This window comes from Streptomyces sp. Y7, assembly GCF_043195415.1.
Lineage (GTDB): Bacteria > Actinomycetota > Actinomycetes > Streptomycetales > Streptomycetaceae > Streptomyces.
The window spans coordinates 142,268-160,654 of the sequence record NZ_JBIDDQ010000014.1; the positions used below are offsets into that span (position 1 = coordinate 142,268).

The 18,387-nt window shown below is 70.5% G+C and carries 17 protein-coding genes; 9 read left to right on the forward strand and 8 right to left on the reverse strand.

Translation table 11 applies throughout. The features are described 5' to 3' along the window. The first annotated feature begins 3 nt into the window (after nt 1–3). The 8 genes from ACGFW6_RS29100 to ACGFW6_RS29135 all read left to right on the forward strand — a co-directional run bounded on the left by ACGFW6_RS29100 (nt 4) and on the right by ACGFW6_RS29135 (nt 10,144). On the forward strand, nt 4–1,002 hold the full coding sequence (locus ACGFW6_RS29100) for a proline racemase family protein (protein WP_393516078.1): 999 nt from the start codon (nt 4–6) through the stop codon (nt 1,000–1,002). Between the two features lie 209 nt (nt 1,003–1,211). Continuing rightward, nucleotides 1,212–1,913, forward strand: a complete 702-nt coding sequence (locus ACGFW6_RS29105; RefSeq protein ID WP_393516081.1) for a GntR family transcriptional regulator — start codon at nt 1,212–1,214, stop codon at nt 1,911–1,913. A gap of 50 nt (nt 1,914–1,963) precedes the next feature. After that, nucleotides 1,964–2,962 carry a LacI family DNA-binding transcriptional regulator gene (locus tag ACGFW6_RS29110; RefSeq protein WP_393516084.1) on the forward strand — a complete coding sequence of 333 codons (999 nt, stop codon included), beginning with the start codon at nt 1,964–1,966 and terminating at the stop codon, nt 2,960–2,962. A gap of 145 nt (nt 2,963–3,107) precedes the next feature. Continuing rightward, on the forward strand, nt 3,108–4,457 hold the full coding sequence (locus ACGFW6_RS29115; protein WP_393516087.1) for an ABC transporter substrate-binding protein: 1,350 nt from the start codon (nt 3,108–3,110) through the stop codon (nt 4,455–4,457). A gap of 6 nt (nt 4,458–4,463) precedes the next feature. Beyond that, nucleotides 4,464–5,420, forward strand: a complete 957-nt coding sequence (locus ACGFW6_RS29120) for a carbohydrate ABC transporter permease (RefSeq protein ID WP_393516090.1) — start codon at nt 4,464–4,466, stop codon at nt 5,418–5,420. Beyond that, nucleotides 5,417–6,277: a carbohydrate ABC transporter permease gene (locus ACGFW6_RS29125; RefSeq protein WP_393516093.1), complete on the forward strand. Its 861-nt coding sequence runs from the start codon at nt 5,417–5,419 to the stop codon at nt 6,275–6,277. The genes ACGFW6_RS29120 and ACGFW6_RS29125 overlap by 4 nt, the downstream gene beginning before the upstream one ends. 51 nt (nt 6,278–6,328) lie before the next feature. After that, nucleotides 6,329–7,930 carry an alpha-amylase family glycosyl hydrolase gene (locus ACGFW6_RS29130; protein ID WP_393516096.1) on the forward strand — a complete coding sequence of 534 codons (1,602 nt, stop codon included), beginning with the start codon at nt 6,329–6,331 and terminating at the stop codon, nt 7,928–7,930. 78 nt (nt 7,931–8,008) lie between these two features. Continuing rightward, entirely contained in the window at nt 8,009–10,144 is a 2,136-nt protein-coding gene (locus tag ACGFW6_RS29135; protein ID WP_393516099.1) for a discoidin domain-containing protein, read from the forward strand. Here the strand turns inward: ACGFW6_RS29135 and ACGFW6_RS29140 are convergent. From ACGFW6_RS29140 to ACGFW6_RS29155, 4 genes are read right to left on the reverse strand one after another with little or no spacing between them, the layout of a single operon-like run. Next, nucleotides 10,113–10,925 (reverse strand): ABC transporter ATP-binding protein, encoded by an 813-nt coding sequence (locus tag ACGFW6_RS29140; RefSeq protein ID WP_393516102.1) that lies wholly within the window; start codon nt 10,923–10,925, stop codon nt 10,113–10,115. The genes ACGFW6_RS29135 and ACGFW6_RS29140 overlap by 32 nt on opposite strands. 24 nt (nt 10,926–10,949) lie before the next feature. Continuing rightward, on the reverse strand, nt 10,950–11,729 hold the full coding sequence (locus ACGFW6_RS29145) for an ABC transporter permease (RefSeq protein ID WP_393516105.1): 780 nt from the start codon (nt 11,727–11,729) through the stop codon (nt 10,950–10,952). Further along, nucleotides 11,726–12,493 carry an ABC transporter permease gene (locus ACGFW6_RS29150; protein ID WP_393516108.1) on the reverse strand — a complete coding sequence of 256 codons (768 nt, stop codon included), beginning with the start codon at nt 12,491–12,493 and terminating at the stop codon, nt 11,726–11,728. The genes ACGFW6_RS29145 and ACGFW6_RS29150 overlap by 4 nt, the downstream gene beginning before the upstream one ends. Continuing rightward, on the reverse strand, nt 12,490–13,458 hold the full coding sequence (locus ACGFW6_RS29155; protein ID WP_393516111.1) for an ABC transporter substrate-binding protein: 969 nt from the start codon (nt 13,456–13,458) through the stop codon (nt 12,490–12,492). Before ACGFW6_RS29155 ends, ACGFW6_RS29150 begins: the two co-directional genes overlap by 4 nt. Before the next feature lie 166 nt (nt 13,459–13,624). Here ACGFW6_RS29155 and ACGFW6_RS29160 point away from each other — a divergent pair, with 166 nt between their 5' ends. Then, nucleotides 13,625–14,476 (forward strand): IclR family transcriptional regulator C-terminal domain-containing protein, encoded by an 852-nt coding sequence (locus ACGFW6_RS29160; protein ID WP_393516235.1) that lies wholly within the window; start codon nt 13,625–13,627, stop codon nt 14,474–14,476. Here the strand turns inward: ACGFW6_RS29160 and ACGFW6_RS29165 are convergent. The 4 genes from ACGFW6_RS29165 to ACGFW6_RS29180 form a co-directional block, all read right to left on the reverse strand. Then, on the reverse strand, nt 14,391–15,332 hold the full coding sequence (locus ACGFW6_RS29165) for a PDR/VanB family oxidoreductase (protein ID WP_393516114.1): 942 nt from the start codon (nt 15,330–15,332) through the stop codon (nt 14,391–14,393). The two genes, ACGFW6_RS29160 and ACGFW6_RS29165, sit on opposite strands and share 86 nt — an antisense overlap. After that, nucleotides 15,325–15,504 (reverse strand): hypothetical protein, encoded by a 180-nt coding sequence (locus ACGFW6_RS29170; protein ID WP_393516117.1) that lies wholly within the window; start codon nt 15,502–15,504, stop codon nt 15,325–15,327. The genes ACGFW6_RS29165 and ACGFW6_RS29170 overlap by 8 nt, the downstream gene beginning before the upstream one ends. Beyond that, nucleotides 15,501–16,571 (reverse strand): Rieske 2Fe-2S domain-containing protein, encoded by a 1,071-nt coding sequence (locus ACGFW6_RS29175; RefSeq protein WP_393516120.1) that lies wholly within the window; start codon nt 16,569–16,571, stop codon nt 15,501–15,503. The genes ACGFW6_RS29170 and ACGFW6_RS29175 overlap by 4 nt, the downstream gene beginning before the upstream one ends. Before the next feature lie 253 nt (nt 16,572–16,824). Further along, nucleotides 16,825–18,384, reverse strand: a complete 1,560-nt coding sequence (locus ACGFW6_RS29180; RefSeq protein WP_393516123.1) for a DUF4139 domain-containing protein — start codon at nt 18,382–18,384, stop codon at nt 16,825–16,827. Between the last annotated feature and the right edge of the window lie 3 nt (nt 18,385–18,387).

The window sequence follows — 18,387 nt, forward strand, 5'->3', positions numbered from 1 at the left end:
ACCATGCGCAGCAAACTCGTCCTGCACGCCGTCGACTCGCACACCGAGGGCATGCCCACCCGGGTGATCACCGGCGGGATCGGCACCGTCCCCGGTGCGACGATGAACGAGCGGCGGCTGTACTTCCGTGAGCACCGCGACGACATCAAGCAGCTCCTGATGAACGAGCCGCGCGGCCACTCGGCGATGAGCGGCGCCATCCTCCAGCCGCCCACCCGCCCCGACTGCGACTGGGGCGTGCTCTACATCGAGGTCTCCGGCTATCTCCCGATGTGCGGGCACGGCACGATCGGGGTCGCGACCGTGCTCGTCGAGACCGGCATGGTCGAGGTCGTCGAGCCGGTCACCACCATCCGGCTCGACACCCCGGCGGGCCTCGTCGTCGCCGAAGTGGCGGTGGAGGACGGCGCCGCGAAGGCGGTCACCCTGAAGAACGTGCCATCCTTCTCCGTCGACCTGGACCGCAAGATCACCCTCGCCGACGGGCGCACGGTGACATACGACATGGCGTACGGCGGCAACTTCTACGCCATCCTGCCGCTGGAGCAGTTCGGGCTGCCCTTCGACCGCTCGCGCAAGGACGACATCCTCCAGGCGGGTCTGTCGCTGATGGACGCGATCAACGCCGAGGAGCCCGTCCATCCGGAGGACGCGTCCATCCGCGGCTGCCATCATGTCCACCTGATCGCCCCCGGCGCCACCGCCCGGCACTCCCGGCACGCGATGGCCATCCACCCCGGCTGGTTCGACCGCTCGCCCTGCGGGACGGGCACGAGCGCCCGCATGGCGCAGCTGCACGCGCGGGGTGAACTGCCGCTGCACACCGAGTTCGTGAACGAGTCCTTCATCGGCACCCGGTTCACCGGCCGGCTCCTCGGCACCACCGAGGTCGCCGGGCGCCCCGCCGTGCTGCCCAGCTTCACCGGCCGCGCCTGGATCACCGGGACCGCGCAGTACCTGCTCGATCCCTCGGACCCGTTCCCGGCCGGCTTCGTGCTGTAGGGAAGCGCCCCGGCGGAGCACCGACGCCGGGGATAATGGCCGGTACCGCGTGACGGTAGCGCGTGACATTGCACCGGCGCGTCACGATCACGATGCGCCAACGCGTCACGATCACGACCCACCGGCGCGTCACGATCACGACGCACCAGCGCGTCAGGATCACGACCGACCCACCGGCGCGTGACATCGCACCAGCTAGGAGACACCGCATGGCCGCCCAGCGCACCGGCGCCGCCCCGTCCACCGCAGCCGCCCCGGCGCTGCCCAGCCTGGGCGGCAGGAAGAGCAGCTACCGGGAGCGGGTCGCCGACGCCCTGCGCGCCGCGCTGATCGCCGGGGAGCTGCTCCCCGGCGAGGTGTACTCCGCGCCCACGCTCGCCGCCCGCTTCGGTGTCTCGGCGACTCCGGTGCGCGAGGCCATGCTGGACCTGGTCAAGGAGGGCCTGGTCGACACGGTTCCCAACAAGGGGTTCCGGGTCACCGCCGTCTCCGAGCAGCAGTTGGACGAGTACACCCATGTCCGGGCGCTCATCGAGGTCCCGACGGTGGTGGAGCTGGCCCGCAGCGCCGACAAGGTCTCGCTGGAGGCGCTGCGCCCCGCCGCCCGGGAGATCGTCCAGGCCGCCGTCTCCGGTGACCTCATCGCGTACGTCGAGGCCGACACCCGCTTCCACCTCGGCCTGCTCGCCCTCGCCGGCAACGCCCATCTCGTCGAGGTCGTCGGCGACCTCCGCAAGCGTTCCCGTCTCTACGGCCTCACCGCGCTCGTCGAGGCCGGCCGGCTCCTCGCCTCCGCCGAGGAGCACCTCGAACTCCTCGACGCGCTGATCGCCCGCGACGAGGAGGCCGTGCACGAGGTCATGACCCGCCACCTGGGGCATGTGCGCGGACTCTGGGCCGCGAGGAAGTAGATGCCGCTGGAACGCAAGCCGTTTGCGCTTCTTGCGCTATTCTTGCGTCCATGACGCGACGACTTGCTGAAGTGGCGAAGAAGGTCGGGGTCAGCGAGGCCACGGTCAGCCGGGTGCTCAACGACAAGCCCGGTGTCTCCGAGGCCACCCGGCAGGCGGTGCTCTCCGCGCTGGACGTACTCGGCTACGAGCGGCCCACGCAGCTGCGCGGCGAACGCGCCCGGCTCGTCGGCCTGGTGCTGCCCGAGCTGCAGAACCCGATCTTCCCGGCGTTCGCGGAGGTGATCGGCGGCGCGCTCGCCCAGCTCGGCCTGACCCCGGTGCTGTGCACCCAGACCAAGGGCGGGGTGTCGGAGGCCGACTATGTGACGTTGCTGCTGCAACAGCAGGTCTCGGGGGTGGTGTTCGCCGGCGGGCTCTACGCCCAGGCCGACGCCCCGCACGACCACTACAAGGAGCTCGCCGACCGCAACATCCCGGTCGTGCTGGTCAACGCGGCCATCGAGCACCTCGGCTTCCCGGCGGTGTCCTGCGACGACGCCGTGGCCGTCGAACAGGCGTGGCGGCACCTGGCCTCGCTCGGGCACGAGCGCATCGGGCTGGTGCTCGGGCCGGCCGACCACATGCCGTCGGCGCGCAAGCTGGCCGCGGCGCGAAGCGTGGCGGGGGAGCTGCCCGAGGAGCGCGTGGCGCGGGCCATCTTCTCGATCGAGGGCGGTCACGCCGCCGCCTCGCGGCTGATCGACCGGGGCGTCACCGGCATCATCTGCGCGAGCGACCCGCTGGCGCTCGGCGCGATCCGGGCCGCCCGCCGCAAGGGACTCGGCGTCCCGTCGGAGATCTCCGTGGTCGGCTACGACGACTCGGCGTTCATGAACTGCACCGAGCCCCCGCTGACCACCGTCCGCCAGCCCATCGAGGCCATGGGCAGGGCGGCCGTGGAGCTGCTGAACGCGCAGATCGGCGGCGCCGCCGTGCCCGCGGAGGAACTGCTCTTCGAACCGGAGTTGGTGGTGCGAGGTTCGACGGCGCAGGCGCCTCGCGTCTGACGCCCGCCCCTCTCCGTGCCCCGGCGTTCCTGAGGCATCCATTCCGCTGTTAATAAATTTCAAATCTCGCGCGACATCTTGCGTTCAGATGTTGGCGGTGCTTGAGTGTGCGGCGCCCACCGCTCCTGCCCAGAGGGGTCCACCGATGAGAAGCACCGGGTTCCGCCGCACCTTCGCCACGCTGAGCGTCTGCTCCCTCGCCCTGGCCGTGTCCGCCTGCGGGTCGGGCGACGACGACTCGGCGAGCGGAAAGACCCGCATCACGGTCAACTGCATGCCGCCCAAGAGCGCCAAGGTCGACCGCCAGTTCTTCGAGCAGGACATCGCGTCCTTCGAGAAGGCCAACCCGGACATCGACGTCGTCGCGCACGACGCGTTCCCCTGCCAGGACCCGAAGACCTTCGACGCCAAGCTCGCCGGCGGGCAGATGGAGGACGTCTTCTACACGTACTTCACCGACGCCCGGCACGTCGTCGACATCAACCAGGCCGCCGATCTCACTCCGTACGTCAAGGAGTTGAAGAGCTACGAGACCATCCAGCAGCAGCTGCGCGACATCTACACCGTCGACGGCAAGATCTACGGCATCCCGCGCACCGGCTACTCGATGGGCCTGATCTACAACAAGAAACTCTTCGAGAAGGCCGGCCTCGACCCCGAGAAGCCCCCGGCCACCTGGGACGAACTGCGCGCCGCGGCCAAGAAGATCGCCGGTCTCGGAGGCGGCACCGTCGGCTACGCCGACTACAGCGCCCAGAACCAGGGCGGCTGGCACTTCACCGCCGAGCTCTACTCCCAGGGCGGCGACGTCGTCAGCGCCGACGGCAAGAAGGCCACCGTCGACACCCCCGAGGGACGCGCCGTGCTCCAGAACCTGCACGACATGCGCTGGACCGACGACTCCATGGGCAGCAAGCAGCTCCTGGTCATCAACGACGTCCAGCAGATGATGGGCTCCGGCAAGCTCGGCATGTACCTCTCCGCCCCCGACAACATCCCGATCCTCGTCAAGGAGAAGGGCGGCGACTACAAGGACCTCGCGCTCGCCCCCATGCCCGGCGGCGAGGGCACGCTCATCGGCGGCGACGGCTACATGTTCAACAAGAAGGCGAGCCCCGAGCAGATCCGGGCCGGCCTGAAGTGGCTGGACCACATGTTCCTCACGCCCGGAGACGGCTTCCTCGGCGACTACGCCCGCGCCAAGAAGAACGACGCCCCCGTCGGACTGCCCGAGCCCCGGCTGTTCACCGGCGCCGCCGACGCCAAGGACCAGCAGGTCAAGGAGGCCAACGCCAACGTCCCGGTGGACAACTACCAGGCGTTCCTCGACGGCAACCAGAGCCTCGACATGAAGATCGAACCGCCGAGCGCCCAGCAGATCTACTCCGTCCTCGACGGAGTCGTCTCCGCCGTCCTCACCAAGAAGGACGCCGACATCGACCAGCTCCTGAAGGACGCGTCCGGGAAGATCGACAGCATTCTGGCCCGGGGCTGACGGTCCATGACCAAGACGGCTCAGCGACGGACCGTCGCGAAGGTCGCGGTCCACCCGATGCAGGCGCCGCCCCCGGCAGGGGACCGGAGGCGGCGCCGCCTCGCCGAACAGGCCCGCGCCTACGGCTTCCTCCTCGGCGGCCTCGTCTGCTTCGCCCTGTTCTCCTGGTACCCGGCGATCCGCGCCGTCGTGATCGCCTTCCAGAAGTACACGCCCGGCAGCGACCCCGAGTGGGTCGGCACCGCCAACTTCACCCGCGTCTTCGGCGACCCGGAGTTCGCGGCGGCCTGGCGCAACACCCTCACCTTCACCCTGCTCGCCCTGCTGATCGGCTTCGCGATCCCCTTCGTACTCGCCCTGGTCCTCAACGAGTTGCGGCACGCCAAGGCGTTCTTCCGGGTCGTGGTCTATCTGCCGGTGATGATCCCGCCGGTGGTCAGCGCCCTGCTGTGGAAGTGGTTCTACGACCCCGGCACCGGCCTCGCCAACGAGGCGCTGCGGTTCCTGCACCTGCCCACCTCGAACTGGTCCAACGGCGCCGACACCGCCCTCGTCTCCCTGGTCCTCGTCGCCACCTGGGCCAACATGGGCGGCACCGTGCTGATCTACCTCGCGGCGCTCCAGTCCATCCCGGGCGAGCTGTACGAGGCCGCCGAACTCGACGGCGCGAACCTCCTGCAGCGCATCCGCCACGTCACGATCCCGCAGACCCGCTTCGTGATCCTGATGCTGATGCTCCTTCAGATCATCGCCACGATGCAGGTCTTCACCGAACCGTTCGTGATCACGGGCGGCGGCCCGGAGAACGCGACGGTCACCGTCCTGTACCTGATCTACAAGTACGCCTTCCTCTACAACGACTTCGGCGGCGCCTGCGCCCTCAGCGTCATGCTCCTCGTGCTCCTGGGCGCCTTCTCCGCCGTGTACCTGCGTCTGACGCGCACCGAGGGGGAGGACGCATGAGCACCCGCACCCTTGTATCCCCGGCGGTCCTGGCCCGCCCGCGGGGCAAGGCCGCCTACTGGTCCGTCTTCACCGGCACCGTCCTGCTGTTCACGCTCGCCTTCCTCTTCCCCGTGTACTGGATGGTGTCGGGCGCGATGAAGTCGCCGGACGAGGTGGCGCGGACCCCGCCCACCCTCGTGCCCGAGCAGTGGCACGTCAGCGGCTACACCGACGCCTGGGACCTGATGCAGCTGCCCAGCCACCTCTGGAACACGGTCGTGCAGGCCGCCGGCGCCTGGCTGTTCCAGATCGTGTTCTGCACGGCCGCCGCCTACGCGCTGTCCAAGCTGCGGCCCGTCTTCGGCAAGGTGGTCCTCGGCGGCATCCTCGCCACCCTGATGGTCCCGGCCCAGGCGCTGGTCGTACCCAAGTACCTGACCGTGTCCGACCTGGGGCTGCTCAACGACCCGCTCGCCATCTGGCTGCCGGCCGTCGCCAACGCCTTCAACCTCTATCTGCTGAAGCGGTTCTTCGACCAGCTCCCGCGCGACGTCCTGGAGGCCGCCGAGATCGACGGCGCCGGGAAGCTGCGCACCCTGTGGTCGATCGTGCTGCCGATGTCCCGGCCGGTGCTCGGCGTGGTCTCGATCTTCGCCCTGGTGGCCGTCTGGCAGGACTTCCTCTGGCCGCTGATGGTCTTCTCCGACACCGACAAGCAGCCGATCAGCGTCGCGCTGGTCCAGCTGTCGCAGAACATCCAGCTGACCGTGCTCATCGCCGCGATGGTCATCGCGAGCATCCCCATGGTCGTGATGTTCCTGGTCTTCCAGCGGCACATCATCGCCGGGATCGGCGCGGGCAGCACCAAGGGCTGACGCCCTCCTCCCACCGCCCGCCCTCCTCCTTCCGACAGAAAGGGCCGCACCGTGGCACAGCCCCGTCATGCCGCCGCACAGTGGTGGCGCTCCGCCGTCATCTACCAGGTCTACGTCCGCAGCTTCGCGGACGGCGACGGCGACGGCACCGGCGACCTCGCGGGCGTCCGCGCCCGGCTGCCGTACCTCGCCGAACTCGGCGTGGACGCCCTGTGGTTCACGCCCTGGTACGTCTCACCCCTGAAGGACGGCGGCTACGACGTCGCCGACTACCGGGCGATCGACCCGGCGTTCGGCACCCTCGCCGAGGCGGAGAAGCTCATCGCCGAGGCAGGTGAGCTGGGCATCCGCACGATCGTCGACATCGTGCCCAACCACGTCTCCGACCAGCACCCGTGGTTCCGGGCCGCGCTCGCCGCGGGGCCCGGCAGCCCGGAGCGGGAGCTGTTCCACTTCCGCCCCGGACGCGGCCCGGACGGTGCCCTCCCGCCCAACGACTGGCCCTCGCAGTTCGTCGGCTCCACCGAACCCGTGTGGACCCGGCTGCCGGACGGCGAGTGGTACCTCCACCTGTTCACCCCCGAGCAGCCCGACCTCAACTGGGCCCACCCCGCGGTCCGTCAGGAACACGAGGACATCCTGCGCTTCTGGTTCGAGCGGGGCGTGGCCGGCGTACGCATCGACTCGGCCGCGCTGCTCGCCAAGGACCCCGCGCTCACCGACCTCGTCGACGCACCCGACCCGCACCCCTTCGTCGACCGCGACGAACTCCACGACATCTACCGCTCCTGGCGCACCGTGGCCGACGACTACGACGGCGTCTTCGTCGGCGAGGTCTGGCTCCCCGACACCGAGCGCTTCGCCCGCTATCTGCGCCCGGACGAGCTGCACACCGCCTTCAACTTCGCGTTCCTGTCCTGCCCCTGGGACGCGGAGCGGCTGCGGGCGTCCATCGACACCACGCTCGCCGAGCACGCGCCCGTCGGTGCCCCCGCCACCTGGGTGCTGTGCAACCACGACGTCACCCGCACGGTCACCCGCTACGGCCGCGACGACACCGGCTTCGACTTCGCCGCGAAGGCCTTCGGCACCCCGACCGACCTGGCCCTCGGCACCCGGCGCGCGCGGGCGGCCGCGCTGCTCTCGCTCGCCCTGCCCGGAGCCGTCTACGTCTACCAGGGCGAGGAACTCGGCCTGCCCGAGGCCGACATTCCCCTCGACCGCATCGAGGACCCCATGCACGCCCGCTCGGGTGGCGCCGACCCCGGCCGGGACGGCTGCCGGGTGCCGCTGCCCTGGGCGGCCGAGGCGCCGCACGCCGGCTTCGGCTCCCGTGCGGAGCCGTGGCTGCCGCAGCCCGCCGGCTGGGCCGCGTACGCCGCCGACCGGCAGGTCGCCGACCCCGGCTCGATGCTCGCCCTCTACCGCCGGGCGATCGCGCTGCGCCCCGAGTTCGGCGACGGCCCGCTGACCTGGCTGCCGGCGCCCGAGGGGGTGCTCGCCTTCACCCGCGCGCCGGGCGTGACCTGCGTGGTGAACCTCGCCGACGCCGGCGCCGACCTGCCCGAGCACGCCGAACTCCTGCTCGCCAGCGGCCCGTTGGCCCCCGACGGGCGGCTGCCGAAGGACACCGCGGCCTGGCTGCGCGCCTGACCGCGGACCCGGCTGTCCCCGCACCCCCACACGAAGGGATCAGCACACATGCGGTACCCGCGCAGAACTGTCAGGATCATGCCAACTGCGGTGACGGTCGTCCTCGCCGCCGGCCTGCTCACCGCGACGGCACCCACCGCCCACGCGGCGGCCGGGGCCACCCTCCCGTTCACTTCGGTCGAGGCCGAGTCCGCGACCACCACCGGCACGAGGATCGGCCCCGATCACACCCAGGGCACCCTCGCCTCGGAGGCCTCCGGGCGCCAGGCCGTACGCCTGGCCTCCGGCCAGCGGGTCGAGTTCACGGCGCCGCGCGCGGCCAACGCCCTCAACGTCGCCTACAGCGTCCCCGACGGCCAGAGCGGCTCGCTGAACGTGTACGTCAACGGGACCAGGCTCGCGAAGACCATCGCCGTCACGTCCAAGTACTCCTACGTGGACACCGGCTGGATCCCGGGCTCGAAGACCCATCACTTCTACGACAACGCCCGGCTGTTGCTCGGGCAGAACATCCAGGCCGGCGACAAGGTGGCCCTGGAGGCGACGAACGCGCAGGTCACCGTCGACGTCGCCGACTTCGAGCAGGTCGCGGGGGCGGCGAGCCGGCCAGCAGGGTCGGTGTCGGTGACGTCCAAGGGCGCCGACCCCAGCGGCCAGGGCGACTCCACCCAGGCCTTCCGGGACGCCATCGCCTCGGCGCAGGGCGGCGTCGTGTGGATCCCACCGGGGGAGTACCGGCTGACGTCCTCGCTCAGCGGGGTGCAGAACGTCACCCTTCAGGGCGCGGGCAGCTGGCACTCGATCGTGCGCACCTCGCGCTTCATCGACCAGGCGAGCTCGTCCGGCGGCGTCCACATCAAGGACTTCGCGGTCATCGGCGAGGTCACCGAACGGGTCGACTCCAACCCCGACAACTTCGTCAACGGCTCGCTGGGGCCGAACAGTTCCGTCTCCGGGATGTGGCTCCAGCACCTCAAGGTCGGCCTCTGGCTGATGGGCAACAACGACAACCTCGTCGTCGAGAACAACCGCTTCCTCGACATGACCGCCGACGGCCTCAACCTCAACGGCAACGCGCGCGGTGTGAGGGTCCGGGGCAACTTCCTGCGCAACCAGGGCGACGACGCGCTGGCCATGTGGTCCCTGAACGCGCCGGACACCGACAGCAGCTTCGAGAACAACACCATCACCCAGCCGAACCTGGCCAACGGCATCGCGATCTACGGCGGCACCGACATCACCGTCAGGAACAACCTGATCTCCGACACCAACGCCCTCGGCAGCGGCATCGCGATCTCCAACCAGAAGTTCCTGGACCCCTTCCACCCGCTGTCCGGCACCATCACGGTCGACGGCAACACGCTCGTCCGCACGGGCGCGATGAACCCCAACTGGAACCACCCCATGGGCGCCCTGCGCGTCGACTCCTACGACAGCGCCATCGAGGCGCAGGTGAAGATCACCAACACGACGATCACCGACAGTCCGTACAGCGCCTTCGAGTTCGTCTCGGGCGGCGGACGGGGCCTCGCGGCCAAGAACGTCACCGTCGACGGCGCCACCGTCCGCACCACCGGCACGGTCGTCGTCCAGGCCGAGACCCCGGGCGCCGCCACCTTCCGCAACGTCACGGCGACCGGCGTGGGCGCCGCGGGCATCTACAACTGCCCCTACCCCGCCGGCTCCTTCACCCTCACCGACGGCGGCGGCAACTCCGGCTGGTCCAGCACCTGGTCCGACTGTTCCACCTGGCCGCAGCCCGGCCAGAGCAACCCGGACCCCGACCCGGCGCGCAACCTCGCCAAGGGCCGCCCCGCGACCGCCACCGGCTCCCAGGACGTCTACACACCGGGCAAGGCGGTCGACGGCGACGTCAACAGCTACTGGGAGTCCGGCAACAACGCCTTCCCGCAGTCCCTGACCATCGACCTCGGCTCCAGCCAGCCGGTACGCCGTCTGGTGCTCAAGCTGCCGCCGTCCTCGGCGTGGGGCGCCCGCACCCAGACCGTGACAGTGCTGGGCAGCACCGACGGCTCGACCTGGTCCACGGTCGTCGGCGCCACCGGCTACCGCTTCGACCCGGCCACCGGCAACACCGTCACCGTCGCCCTGCCCGCCGGCACCAGCCTGCGCCACCTGCGGCTGTCGGTCAGCGCCAACACCGGCTGGCCGGCGGGCCAGTTCAGTGAGGTGGAGGCGTATCAGACTTCGTGACCGCGTCCTGCACGCCCCCGCGCTTCGCCGCCTGGATCTGCTCGTACACATGGGTCCGCAGCTCGGCGAAGCGCGGGTCCACGCGGGTGTGCAACTGGTCGCGCCCGGCGGGCAGATCGACCTTCAGCTGCTCCCGTACGACGGTGGGGGAGGCCGACAGCACGATCACCCGCTCGCCCAGGTACACGGCCTCGTCGATGTCATGGGTGACGAACAGGATCGTGATGCCGCGCTCCCGCCACAGCCCCCGCACCAGATCCTCCAGATCGGCCCGCGTCTGCGCGTCGACGGCCGCGAAGGGCTCGTCCATCAGCAGGACACGGGGCTCGTAGGCGAGGGCACGGGCGATGGCCACGCGCTGCTGCATGCCACCGGAGAGCTGCCACGGATACGCCCCCGCGGCGTCCGCGAGGCCCACCGACTCCAGCGCGTCGCGGACCAGCTCCCGACGCCGGGCCTTGGTCAAGTCCTTCTGCTTGAGCGGAAGTTCGACGTTCTCGCCGACCCGCATCCAGGGGAAGAGACTGCGCCCGTACTCCTGGAACACGAAAGCCATCCCGGGCGGCGGCCCGTTCACCGCGCGCCCCTCCAGGAGCACCTCGCCGCTCGTCGGCGTCAGCAGTCCGCCCATGCACTTCAGCAGGGTCGTCTTCCCGCAGCCCGACGGCCCGACGAGACAGACGAGCTCCCCGGCGGCCACGGTGAAGGTGAGGTCGCGCACCGCCTCCACCCGCCGCCCGGAACCCTCGTAGACCTTCCTCAGGGCGCGTACGTCGAGCATGACCCTCCCCTTCACGGTGTTCACTCAGGACCGCCGGGTGGTCGCGCGCAGACCGTGGTACCAGCCGAGCACCCGGCGCTCGACCAGCTGGAACACGACGGAGAGCAGAAAGCCGAGCAGACCGAGGACGAGGATCCCGGTCCACATGTCGGGGATGGCGAAACTGCGCTGGAACTGGACGACGGTGAAGCCGATGCCGTTGTCGGCGGCGAACATCTCGCTGATGACCATCAGGATGATCCCGATCGACAGAGCCTGGCGCAGGCCGGCGAAGATCTGCGGGCTCGCCGAGGGCAGCACCAGATGCCGCAGCCGGGCGAGGCCCGAGACACCGTACGAGCGGGCCGTCTCCAGCATCACCGAGTCGACCGCGCGCACCCCCTCCACGGTGTTGAGCAGGATGGGCCACACGCAGCCGCTCGCGATCACGACGATCTTCATCGTGTCGCCGATGCCCGCGAACAGCATGATGACCGGCACCAGCACGGGCGGCGGCACCGCCCGCAGGAACTCCAGGACCGGCTCGCACACCGCGCGCACCGCACGGTAGGAGCCGATGACCGTGCCGAGCGCGACACCGGCCAGGGCGGCGAGCGCATAGCCGGCGAGGAGCCGCAGCAGGCTGGGGACGACATCGGTGCGCAGCCGGTCGGCGGTCCACACGTCCGGGAAGGTGTCCACGATCGTCCGCAGCGGCGGCCAGAACGGGTCCGTGCTCCCGGCCGACGCCGCCCACCACACGACGATCAGGACGAGGGGCAACGCGACGACGAACACTCCTCTGAGCAGCAGACGCCCGGTCACACCGCCACCTCCCCGCGCACCGACTGGTGCCAGGCCAGCGCCCACCGCTCCACCGTGCGCGCGCCGACGTTGATGACCAGCCCGAGCAGCCCCGCGACCACGACGAGCGCGTACATCTCGGGCACCGCCTGCGAGGTCTGGGCCACCGCGATCCGCTGCCCCAACCCCGGTGCGCCGATGACGAGTTCCGCGGTGATCGCGAGGATCAGCGCCACCGCCGCCGCCAGCCGCACACCGGTCATGACGTACGGCAGCGCGGAAGGCCACAGCACATGGCGGACACGCGCCCAGGTGCCGAGACCGTACGAGCGTGCCGTCTCCTCGGCGACCGGGTCGACGTCCTGGACCCCGTACAGCGTCTGGATCAGTACCTGCCAGAAGGAGGCGTAGACGACGAGGAGCAGGACCGACCGCAGTTCGGTGCCGTACAGCAGCACCGCCAGCGGGATCAGGGCCACCGACGGGATCGGCCGCAGGAACTCGATCGTCGAGGCGGTCGCCGCGCGCAGGTACGGCACGACCGAGACCACGACGCCCGCGACGACGCCCCCGCAGACCGCGATGGCGAGGCCCAGCGCCCAGCCGGTGAGGGTGTCGCCGAGGGCGTGCCAGAAGGTGTCGTCGGAGAGTTCGTCGCCGAGGGCCGAGGCGATCCGGCTGGTCGGCGGGAAGTACGCCTCCTTGACCAGGCCGAGCCGCGGCACCGCCTCGCCCAGGGCGAGGAAGGCCGCGAGCCCGGCCGCACCGAGGGCCGCGTTCCTCACGGGAGGAGCGCGTCCAGGTCGGGCGTCTTCTTGAACAGTCCGTCCTCCTCGCCGAGCTTCATGAGGGCCTCGATGGAGGGGCGGTTCGGCTCGGCCGGCCACTTCGGCAGGATGACCTGCTCCAGCACAGACGCCGGGATCTTGGTGTACGTGGTGACGATCTGCCGCGCCTCGTCCGGGTGGGCCTCGGCGTACGCGAGGGACTCGGCGGTGGCGTCCTGGAACTTCTTCACCACGTCCGGGTGTTGCTGCGCGTACTGCGTCGAGGTGAAGTACATCGCCACGGTGAGCTCGGGCGCGACGTCGATCAGCGGCGAGGCGATCTCGCGGCCGCCCTGGCTGCGGATGGTGGCCGTCGCCGGCTCGACCACGCAGGCGGCGTCGATCTGACCCTGGTCGAGCGCGGCGGGCATCTGGTCGAAGGCCATCTCGACGAGCTGCACCTTGTCCGGGTCGCCGCCCGCCTCGCGCACCGCCTGGCGGACCGCGGTCTCGTTGATGTTCTTCAGGGTGTTGATGGCGACCTTCTTGCCCTCCAGCTCCTTCGCCGACTTCACGGGGCTGTCCTTCTTGACCATCAGGCCGTTGAAGTCCTTGCCCCGCACGCCGGTCGACGCGATGCCGTTGGCGACGGCCTTCACGGGAACGCCGTTGCTCTGCGCGACCATCAGGGACGTCACATTGCTGAAGCCGAACTGGAACTGACCGCTCGCCACACCCGGCACGATCGCCGCACCGCCCTGAGCGGTCGTGAACTCCAGCTTCAGGCCCTGCTTCTCGAAGAAGCCCTTCTTCTGGCCGAGATACAGCGGAGCGACATCGACGATGGGGATGACGCCGAGCTTGACGGTGGTGACCCCGCCCGACGACGCTCCCGCGTCCGGCGAGTCGCCGTCGGACGAGCCACAGGCCGTCCCGACGAGCAGCAGGGCGCCGGCGGCGAGACCGGCGGACAGACGACGCATGGCTCCTCCTGTACAGACAACGTGCAACGGTGTTCCGACAGGTTGTGCGCAAGGCGCACAGTAGTGCGCGGGGTTGCTCAGCGGGAAGGTAGAAGCCTCAAACGCATCCGGTCAATGGTTTCACCAAGGTTCGCCGACAACATTGTTGACACTTTTGGAGATGGCGATGTCCGACGAGGCCCGCGCACCGCACTTCGTGAAGTCCTTCGAGCGCGGACTCGCCGTCATCCGCTGCTTCGACGCCGACCATCCCGCGCGCACGCTCAGCGACGTCGCCCACACCTGCGACCTGACCCGCGCCGCCGCCCGCCGCCTGCTGCTGACCCTCGCCGACCTCGGCTACGTCCACCAGGACGGCCGCCTCTTCCGCCTCACCCCGCGTGTGCTGGAACTCGGCTACTCCTATCTCGCCGGCTACACCCTGCCCCAGATCGCCGAGCCGCATCTCGAGCAACTCGTCGCGCAGGTACGGGAGTCGTCGTCGCTGTGCGTCCTCGACGGCGACGACATCGTGTACGTGGCCCGGGTCGCGACCCGGCGCATCATGACGGCGTCCATCACGGTCGGGACGCGCTTCCCGGCGTACGTCACGTCGGTGGGCCGGGTGATCCTCGCGCACGGTCCGAAGGAACAGGTCGAAGTCCTCCTCGGCCGCGCCGGGTTGAAGCCCCTGACCGCGCGCACGCTCACCTCGCCGGACGCCCTGCGGGCGGAGCTGGGCCGCGTCCGCCGACAGGGTTACGCCGTGGTCGACCAGGAACTGGAGGAGGGGTTGATGTCGGTCGCCGCCCCGGTGCGGGACCGGGACGGCGAGGTGGTCGCGGCGGTCAACATCGCGGTGCACGCGGGCCGCAACACCGTGGACTCGGTGCGGCGGGACCTGCTGCCGCACCTGCGCTCGACGGTCGCCGCGATCGAGTCCGACCTGCGCATCACAAATCCAGGACCAGCCGCTTCCCCCGGCAGCGGGACACGCAGATCATCATCGTCTCGCCGCCCTCCTGCTCCTGAGGGGTGAGCACGGAGTCCCGGTGGTCCGGGGTGCCGTCGAGAACGTCGGTCTCGCAGGTCCCGCAGGTGCCCTCGGTGCAGGAGTAGAGCACCTCGACGCCGGCGGCCCGGACGGTGTCCAGCACGGAGAGGCCGGGCGCGACGGTGAGCGTCCGCCCGCTGCGCGCCAGCTCGACCTCGAACTCCCCGTCCGCACCGACGGGTTGCTCCTTCGGCTGGAACCGCTCGACACGCAGCACCCCGGCCGGACACATCTCCTCGACGGCGTCGAGCAGCGGACCGGGACCGCAGCAGTAGACGAGCGTGCCGTCGGGAAGGTCGCCGAGTACCGAGCCGAGGTCCAGCAGCCCGGACTCGTCCTGCGGGGCGACGGTGACCCGATCGCCGTACCGCTCCAACTCCCCGGCGAACGCCATGGAACGACGGGAGCGGCCGCCGTACAGCAGCGTCCACTCGGCGCCCGCCGCCTCGGCCGCCGCCAGCATCGGCAGGACCGGGGTGATGCCGATGCCGCCGGCGACGAAGCGGTAGCGGGGAGCGTGCTCCAGCCGGAAGTGATTGCGCGGGCCGCGCACCCGGACCTTGTCGCCGAGCCCCAATCGCTCGTGCACATGGGCCGATCCGCCGCGCCCGTCCGGCTCGCGGAGTACGGCGATCCGCCACGCCGTCCGGTCGGCGGGATCACCGCACAGCGAGTACTGCCGCTCCAGCTCCGGCCCGAGCACGACGTCGACATGGGCGCCGGGCTCCCAGACGGGCAGCCGCTCGCCGAGCGGGTGGCGCAGGGTGAGGGCGAGGACGCCGTCGGCCGCGAACTCCCGGCGGTCGACGACGAGTTCGGTTTCGTGGACGACGTCACTCATCAACGGTGTTCCCTCGCGGCTCGTGCCCCTGCGGGTGGGCGAGCATCCACGCCCACATCTCCACCGGGTCCTGCGCGGTGTGCTCGCGGCCGCAGTGACAGGTGCCGTGCAGGACATCGGTGCCCGGCAGCCAGTCGATGCGGTAGATCTCGCCCGTCGAACCCGTGCTCACAGGACCTTCTCCACGGGCTTGTCGCCCTCCTCGACCAGCCGGGCGAGGATACGGCGCGCGGCCAGACCGCCGGTGTCGATGTTGATGCTCAGCTCCTGGTAGCCGTGGCGCTCCGTGCCGAGGGTCTTCTGGAGCAGGTTGAGGGCGTTGACGTCCTGCATGACGACCGTGTGGTTGTTGCCGCGCAGGAACTCGGTGACCTCGTCGTCGTCCGTCGCCCAGTCCCGCGAGACCGCCCAGAAGTCGTACACCTTGCCGTCGCCGCAGGGCGTGATGGCGTAGGTGACCTCGGTGTGGAAGCCGCCCGGGTCAGTGCCGTCCGGCTCGGGCACCACGCCGACGGGCGCCACCCGGCTGTGCAGCAGATACAGGCAGGGGGCGAAGTACTCGATGTCCTGCCAGCGGGTGATGCGGCCCTCGATGCCGGTCGACCTGGCGTAGAACGGCGGACATTCGGCGTCGTCCATGTGCCGGCTCACCCGCACGATCCCGGCGCCCTCGTCGACCTCCGTGGTGATCGGCGTCTCGGCGACCTCGGGGGTGCCGATGTAGCCGCCGTGGAGATAGGTCTCGTGGGAGAGGTCGAGGAGGTTGTCGACGAGGAGGCCGTAGTCGCAGTCGATCGGCTCCATGCCGCGTACGGTGACCCAGCCGGGGGAGTCGAGATGCCTGGCCCGCGGGATGCCCTGCGGGTCGGCGAGCGCCGGGTCGCCGATCCACACCCAGATCAGCGAGTCCTGCTCGACGACCGGGTACGAGGCGACACGCGCCGTGCGCGGGACGCGTTTCTGCCCCGGCACGTACACGCACGTCCCCGTCGTGTCGTACGTGAACCCGTGGTACCCGCACACGATCCGGTCCCCGTCCAGCCGGGTCGGCGCCTCGGACAGCGGGTAGCGCCGGTGCACACACCGGTCGTGCAGCACCACCGGCGTCCCCTCCTCCTCGGTCCGGTACAGCACGAGCGTCTCACCGAGAATCGTCCGACCGAGCAACTCCCGCCCGACTTCGTGACTGTAGGCGGCGACGTACCACTGGTTCCTGGCGAAGGTCGTCATGTGCGGCATGGCTGCGGCTCCCGTCTGCGGGTGATGGCGACATCGTCCGGAACGGCGTCACGGCGCCGCAACACCTCTTCCGCCTCACGGAAGACGCCGGGGGACCTTCCTGTTCAGGGCCGGTGCTCGTCTGCGGGAGTGCGAAGGCCGGCCGCCGTGCCGAGAACTGGCCGTACGGGAGCAGAGATTGCATCGTGTCAGGTCACGCATGTCCGTCGGTGCGTGAGCGGGCCCGTCACTCACCGGCCCGCTCGCGCACCGTTCACAGGCCCGCGACCTTGCCGCTCGCGGAGATCTCGTAGACCAGGGTGACGGTGGCGTGAGCGCCGGGGGCCAGGCGGAGGTTCCAGTGAGCGATGCCGTCGGCGTCGACCTCGGCGGGCTCCGGTGCACAGGACTCCTTGCGCAGGCGTACCTCGACCGCCGAGACCTCGGAGACGGGAATGCGCTCCCGAAGTGCGACGATCTGCTCACCGCGTGCTCCGGGAGCCGAGAAGCGCGACACATGCAGGCGGACCGTGTGGGTGATCACGGTGCGCTGCGTCAACGTCGCCGTGTCGCGGGACTTCTCGGTGTGCCGGATCACCCGGTAGTCGTCGCGGCTGCCGTAGGCCAGATCGACCGGGGCGCCCGGCGCGGTGAAGCTCAGCGTGCCGCGACCGGTGAAGCCACTGCCGCGCACCAGGTCCACGGGCCCGGCCAGCAGCGCGTGGCCGGAGGTGTTGTCGAACCGCACCACCTGCGTGACCAGTGGTGACAGCTCCGGCGAGGAGGAGAACTCGCTGCTCGCCGCGGTGGTGATGGCGGTGAGCGGCACCCGGTGGGCGCGGCCGTCCGTGGGGACGGAAACGGCAGCGGGCGCGTGCAGCACACGTGTTTGGCCGCCGTCGTCCACCCCGGGCAGGCCGAGCACCGGGACCGGACCCAGCTCCGCGATCTCCTCCTCCCGCAGTTCCACGTCGACGGTGCGGCGCTCCGCCGCGGAGCGGTCCTTGAGGGTGAGACGGTCCTCGGTCAGCCGCGGCGGGTCGGTGGTCTGCGCCGAGCGGGCCGTCGACAGGGTGAGCCGCACGTCCGACCAGTCCTCGCCGGTCCGCTGCCAGACCATCGCGTCGGTCTCCAGGGTCACGCAGTCCCCGTCCAGTACGGCCCGGTAGGCGGGGCGCCACAGTGCGCACGAGGTGAGATGGGTCAGCCGCAGACCGACCCGCTCGGCGACCTCGGACCGTACGGTCAGCTCCACATGGCCGGTCAGCTCGGCGGGCCGCTCCTCGGCGAGGAGGATGGCCTGCCGGGCCTGCGCCAGCTCGCCCGCGACATCGGTCAACCGTGCTTCCGCGGCGCGCAGTTGCTCGCCACAGGCATCGCGCTCGGCGTCGATGCGGTCCAGCTCGCGGGTCCAGCGGGCCTCGTCCGTCTCGCCGTGACCGGTTCCTTCGGAGATGTCCCGCAGCAGATCGATGGCGAGGCCGCCGAGGAGGTCGAGACGGGTACGCAGCCGGTCCCGCGTGTGGCCGACGGTGATCTGTTCCTCTTCGAGGACACGGATCCGGGTCCGCAGGGCGGAATCGTCGGCGGTGGGCAGCGGCCCGCGCGGTGCCCAGGTGCGCACGATCCGTACGTCGAGGACGGTCGCCCGGTGCTCGCCCGTCAGTTCCGCGTGGAGGGTGCGGTCGACCGCGAGCGCGCTGATCGGCCCGAGGCGCAGCCGCTGGACGCCGGCGCGCAGGTCGAGTTCGGCGGTCCGCTCGATGTGGGCGCGGTCCTCCAGGCACGTGACCGCTGTGACAGGCAGGGGGATCGGCTGGGGGTCCGTGGACATGGT

Bases quoted from the DNA above. Each gene is read 5' to 3' on its own strand.
- ACGFW6_RS29180 (WP_393516123.1), bottom strand. From the start codon at position 18,384: ATGTCCACGGACCCCCAGCCGATCCCCCTGCCTGTCACAGCGGTCACG.
- ACGFW6_RS29175 (WP_393516120.1), bottom strand. From the start codon at position 16,571: ATGCCGCACATGACGACCTTCGCCAGGAACCAGTGGTACGTCGCCGCC.
- ACGFW6_RS29115 (WP_393516087.1), top strand. From the start codon at position 3,108: ATGAGAAGCACCGGGTTCCGCCGCACCTTCGCCACGCTGAGCGTCTGC.
- ACGFW6_RS29110 (WP_393516084.1), top strand. From the start codon at position 1,964: ATGACGCGACGACTTGCTGAAGTGGCGAAGAAGGTCGGGGTCAGCGAG.
- ACGFW6_RS29105 (WP_393516081.1), top strand. From the start codon at position 1,212: ATGGCCGCCCAGCGCACCGGCGCCGCCCCGTCCACCGCAGCCGCCCCG.
- ACGFW6_RS29155 (WP_393516111.1), bottom strand. From the start codon at position 13,458: ATGCGTCGTCTGTCCGCCGGTCTCGCCGCCGGCGCCCTGCTGCTCGTC.
- ACGFW6_RS29140 (WP_393516102.1), bottom strand. From the start codon at position 10,925: ATGCTCGACGTACGCGCCCTGAGGAAGGTCTACGAGGGTTCCGGGCGG.
- ACGFW6_RS29100 (WP_393516078.1), top strand. From the start codon at position 4: ATGCGCAGCAAACTCGTCCTGCACGCCGTCGACTCGCACACCGAGGGC.
- ACGFW6_RS29160 (WP_393516235.1), top strand. From the start codon at position 13,625: ATGTCCGACGAGGCCCGCGCACCGCACTTCGTGAAGTCCTTCGAGCGC.
- ACGFW6_RS29165 (WP_393516114.1), bottom strand. From the start codon at position 15,332: ATGAGTGACGTCGTCCACGAAACCGAACTCGTCGTCGACCGCCGGGAG.
- ACGFW6_RS29125 (WP_393516093.1), top strand. From the start codon at position 5,417: ATGAGCACCCGCACCCTTGTATCCCCGGCGGTCCTGGCCCGCCCGCGG.
- ACGFW6_RS29135 (WP_393516099.1), top strand. From the start codon at position 8,009: ATGCCAACTGCGGTGACGGTCGTCCTCGCCGCCGGCCTGCTCACCGCG.
- ACGFW6_RS29120 (WP_393516090.1), top strand. From the start codon at position 4,464: ATGACCAAGACGGCTCAGCGACGGACCGTCGCGAAGGTCGCGGTCCAC.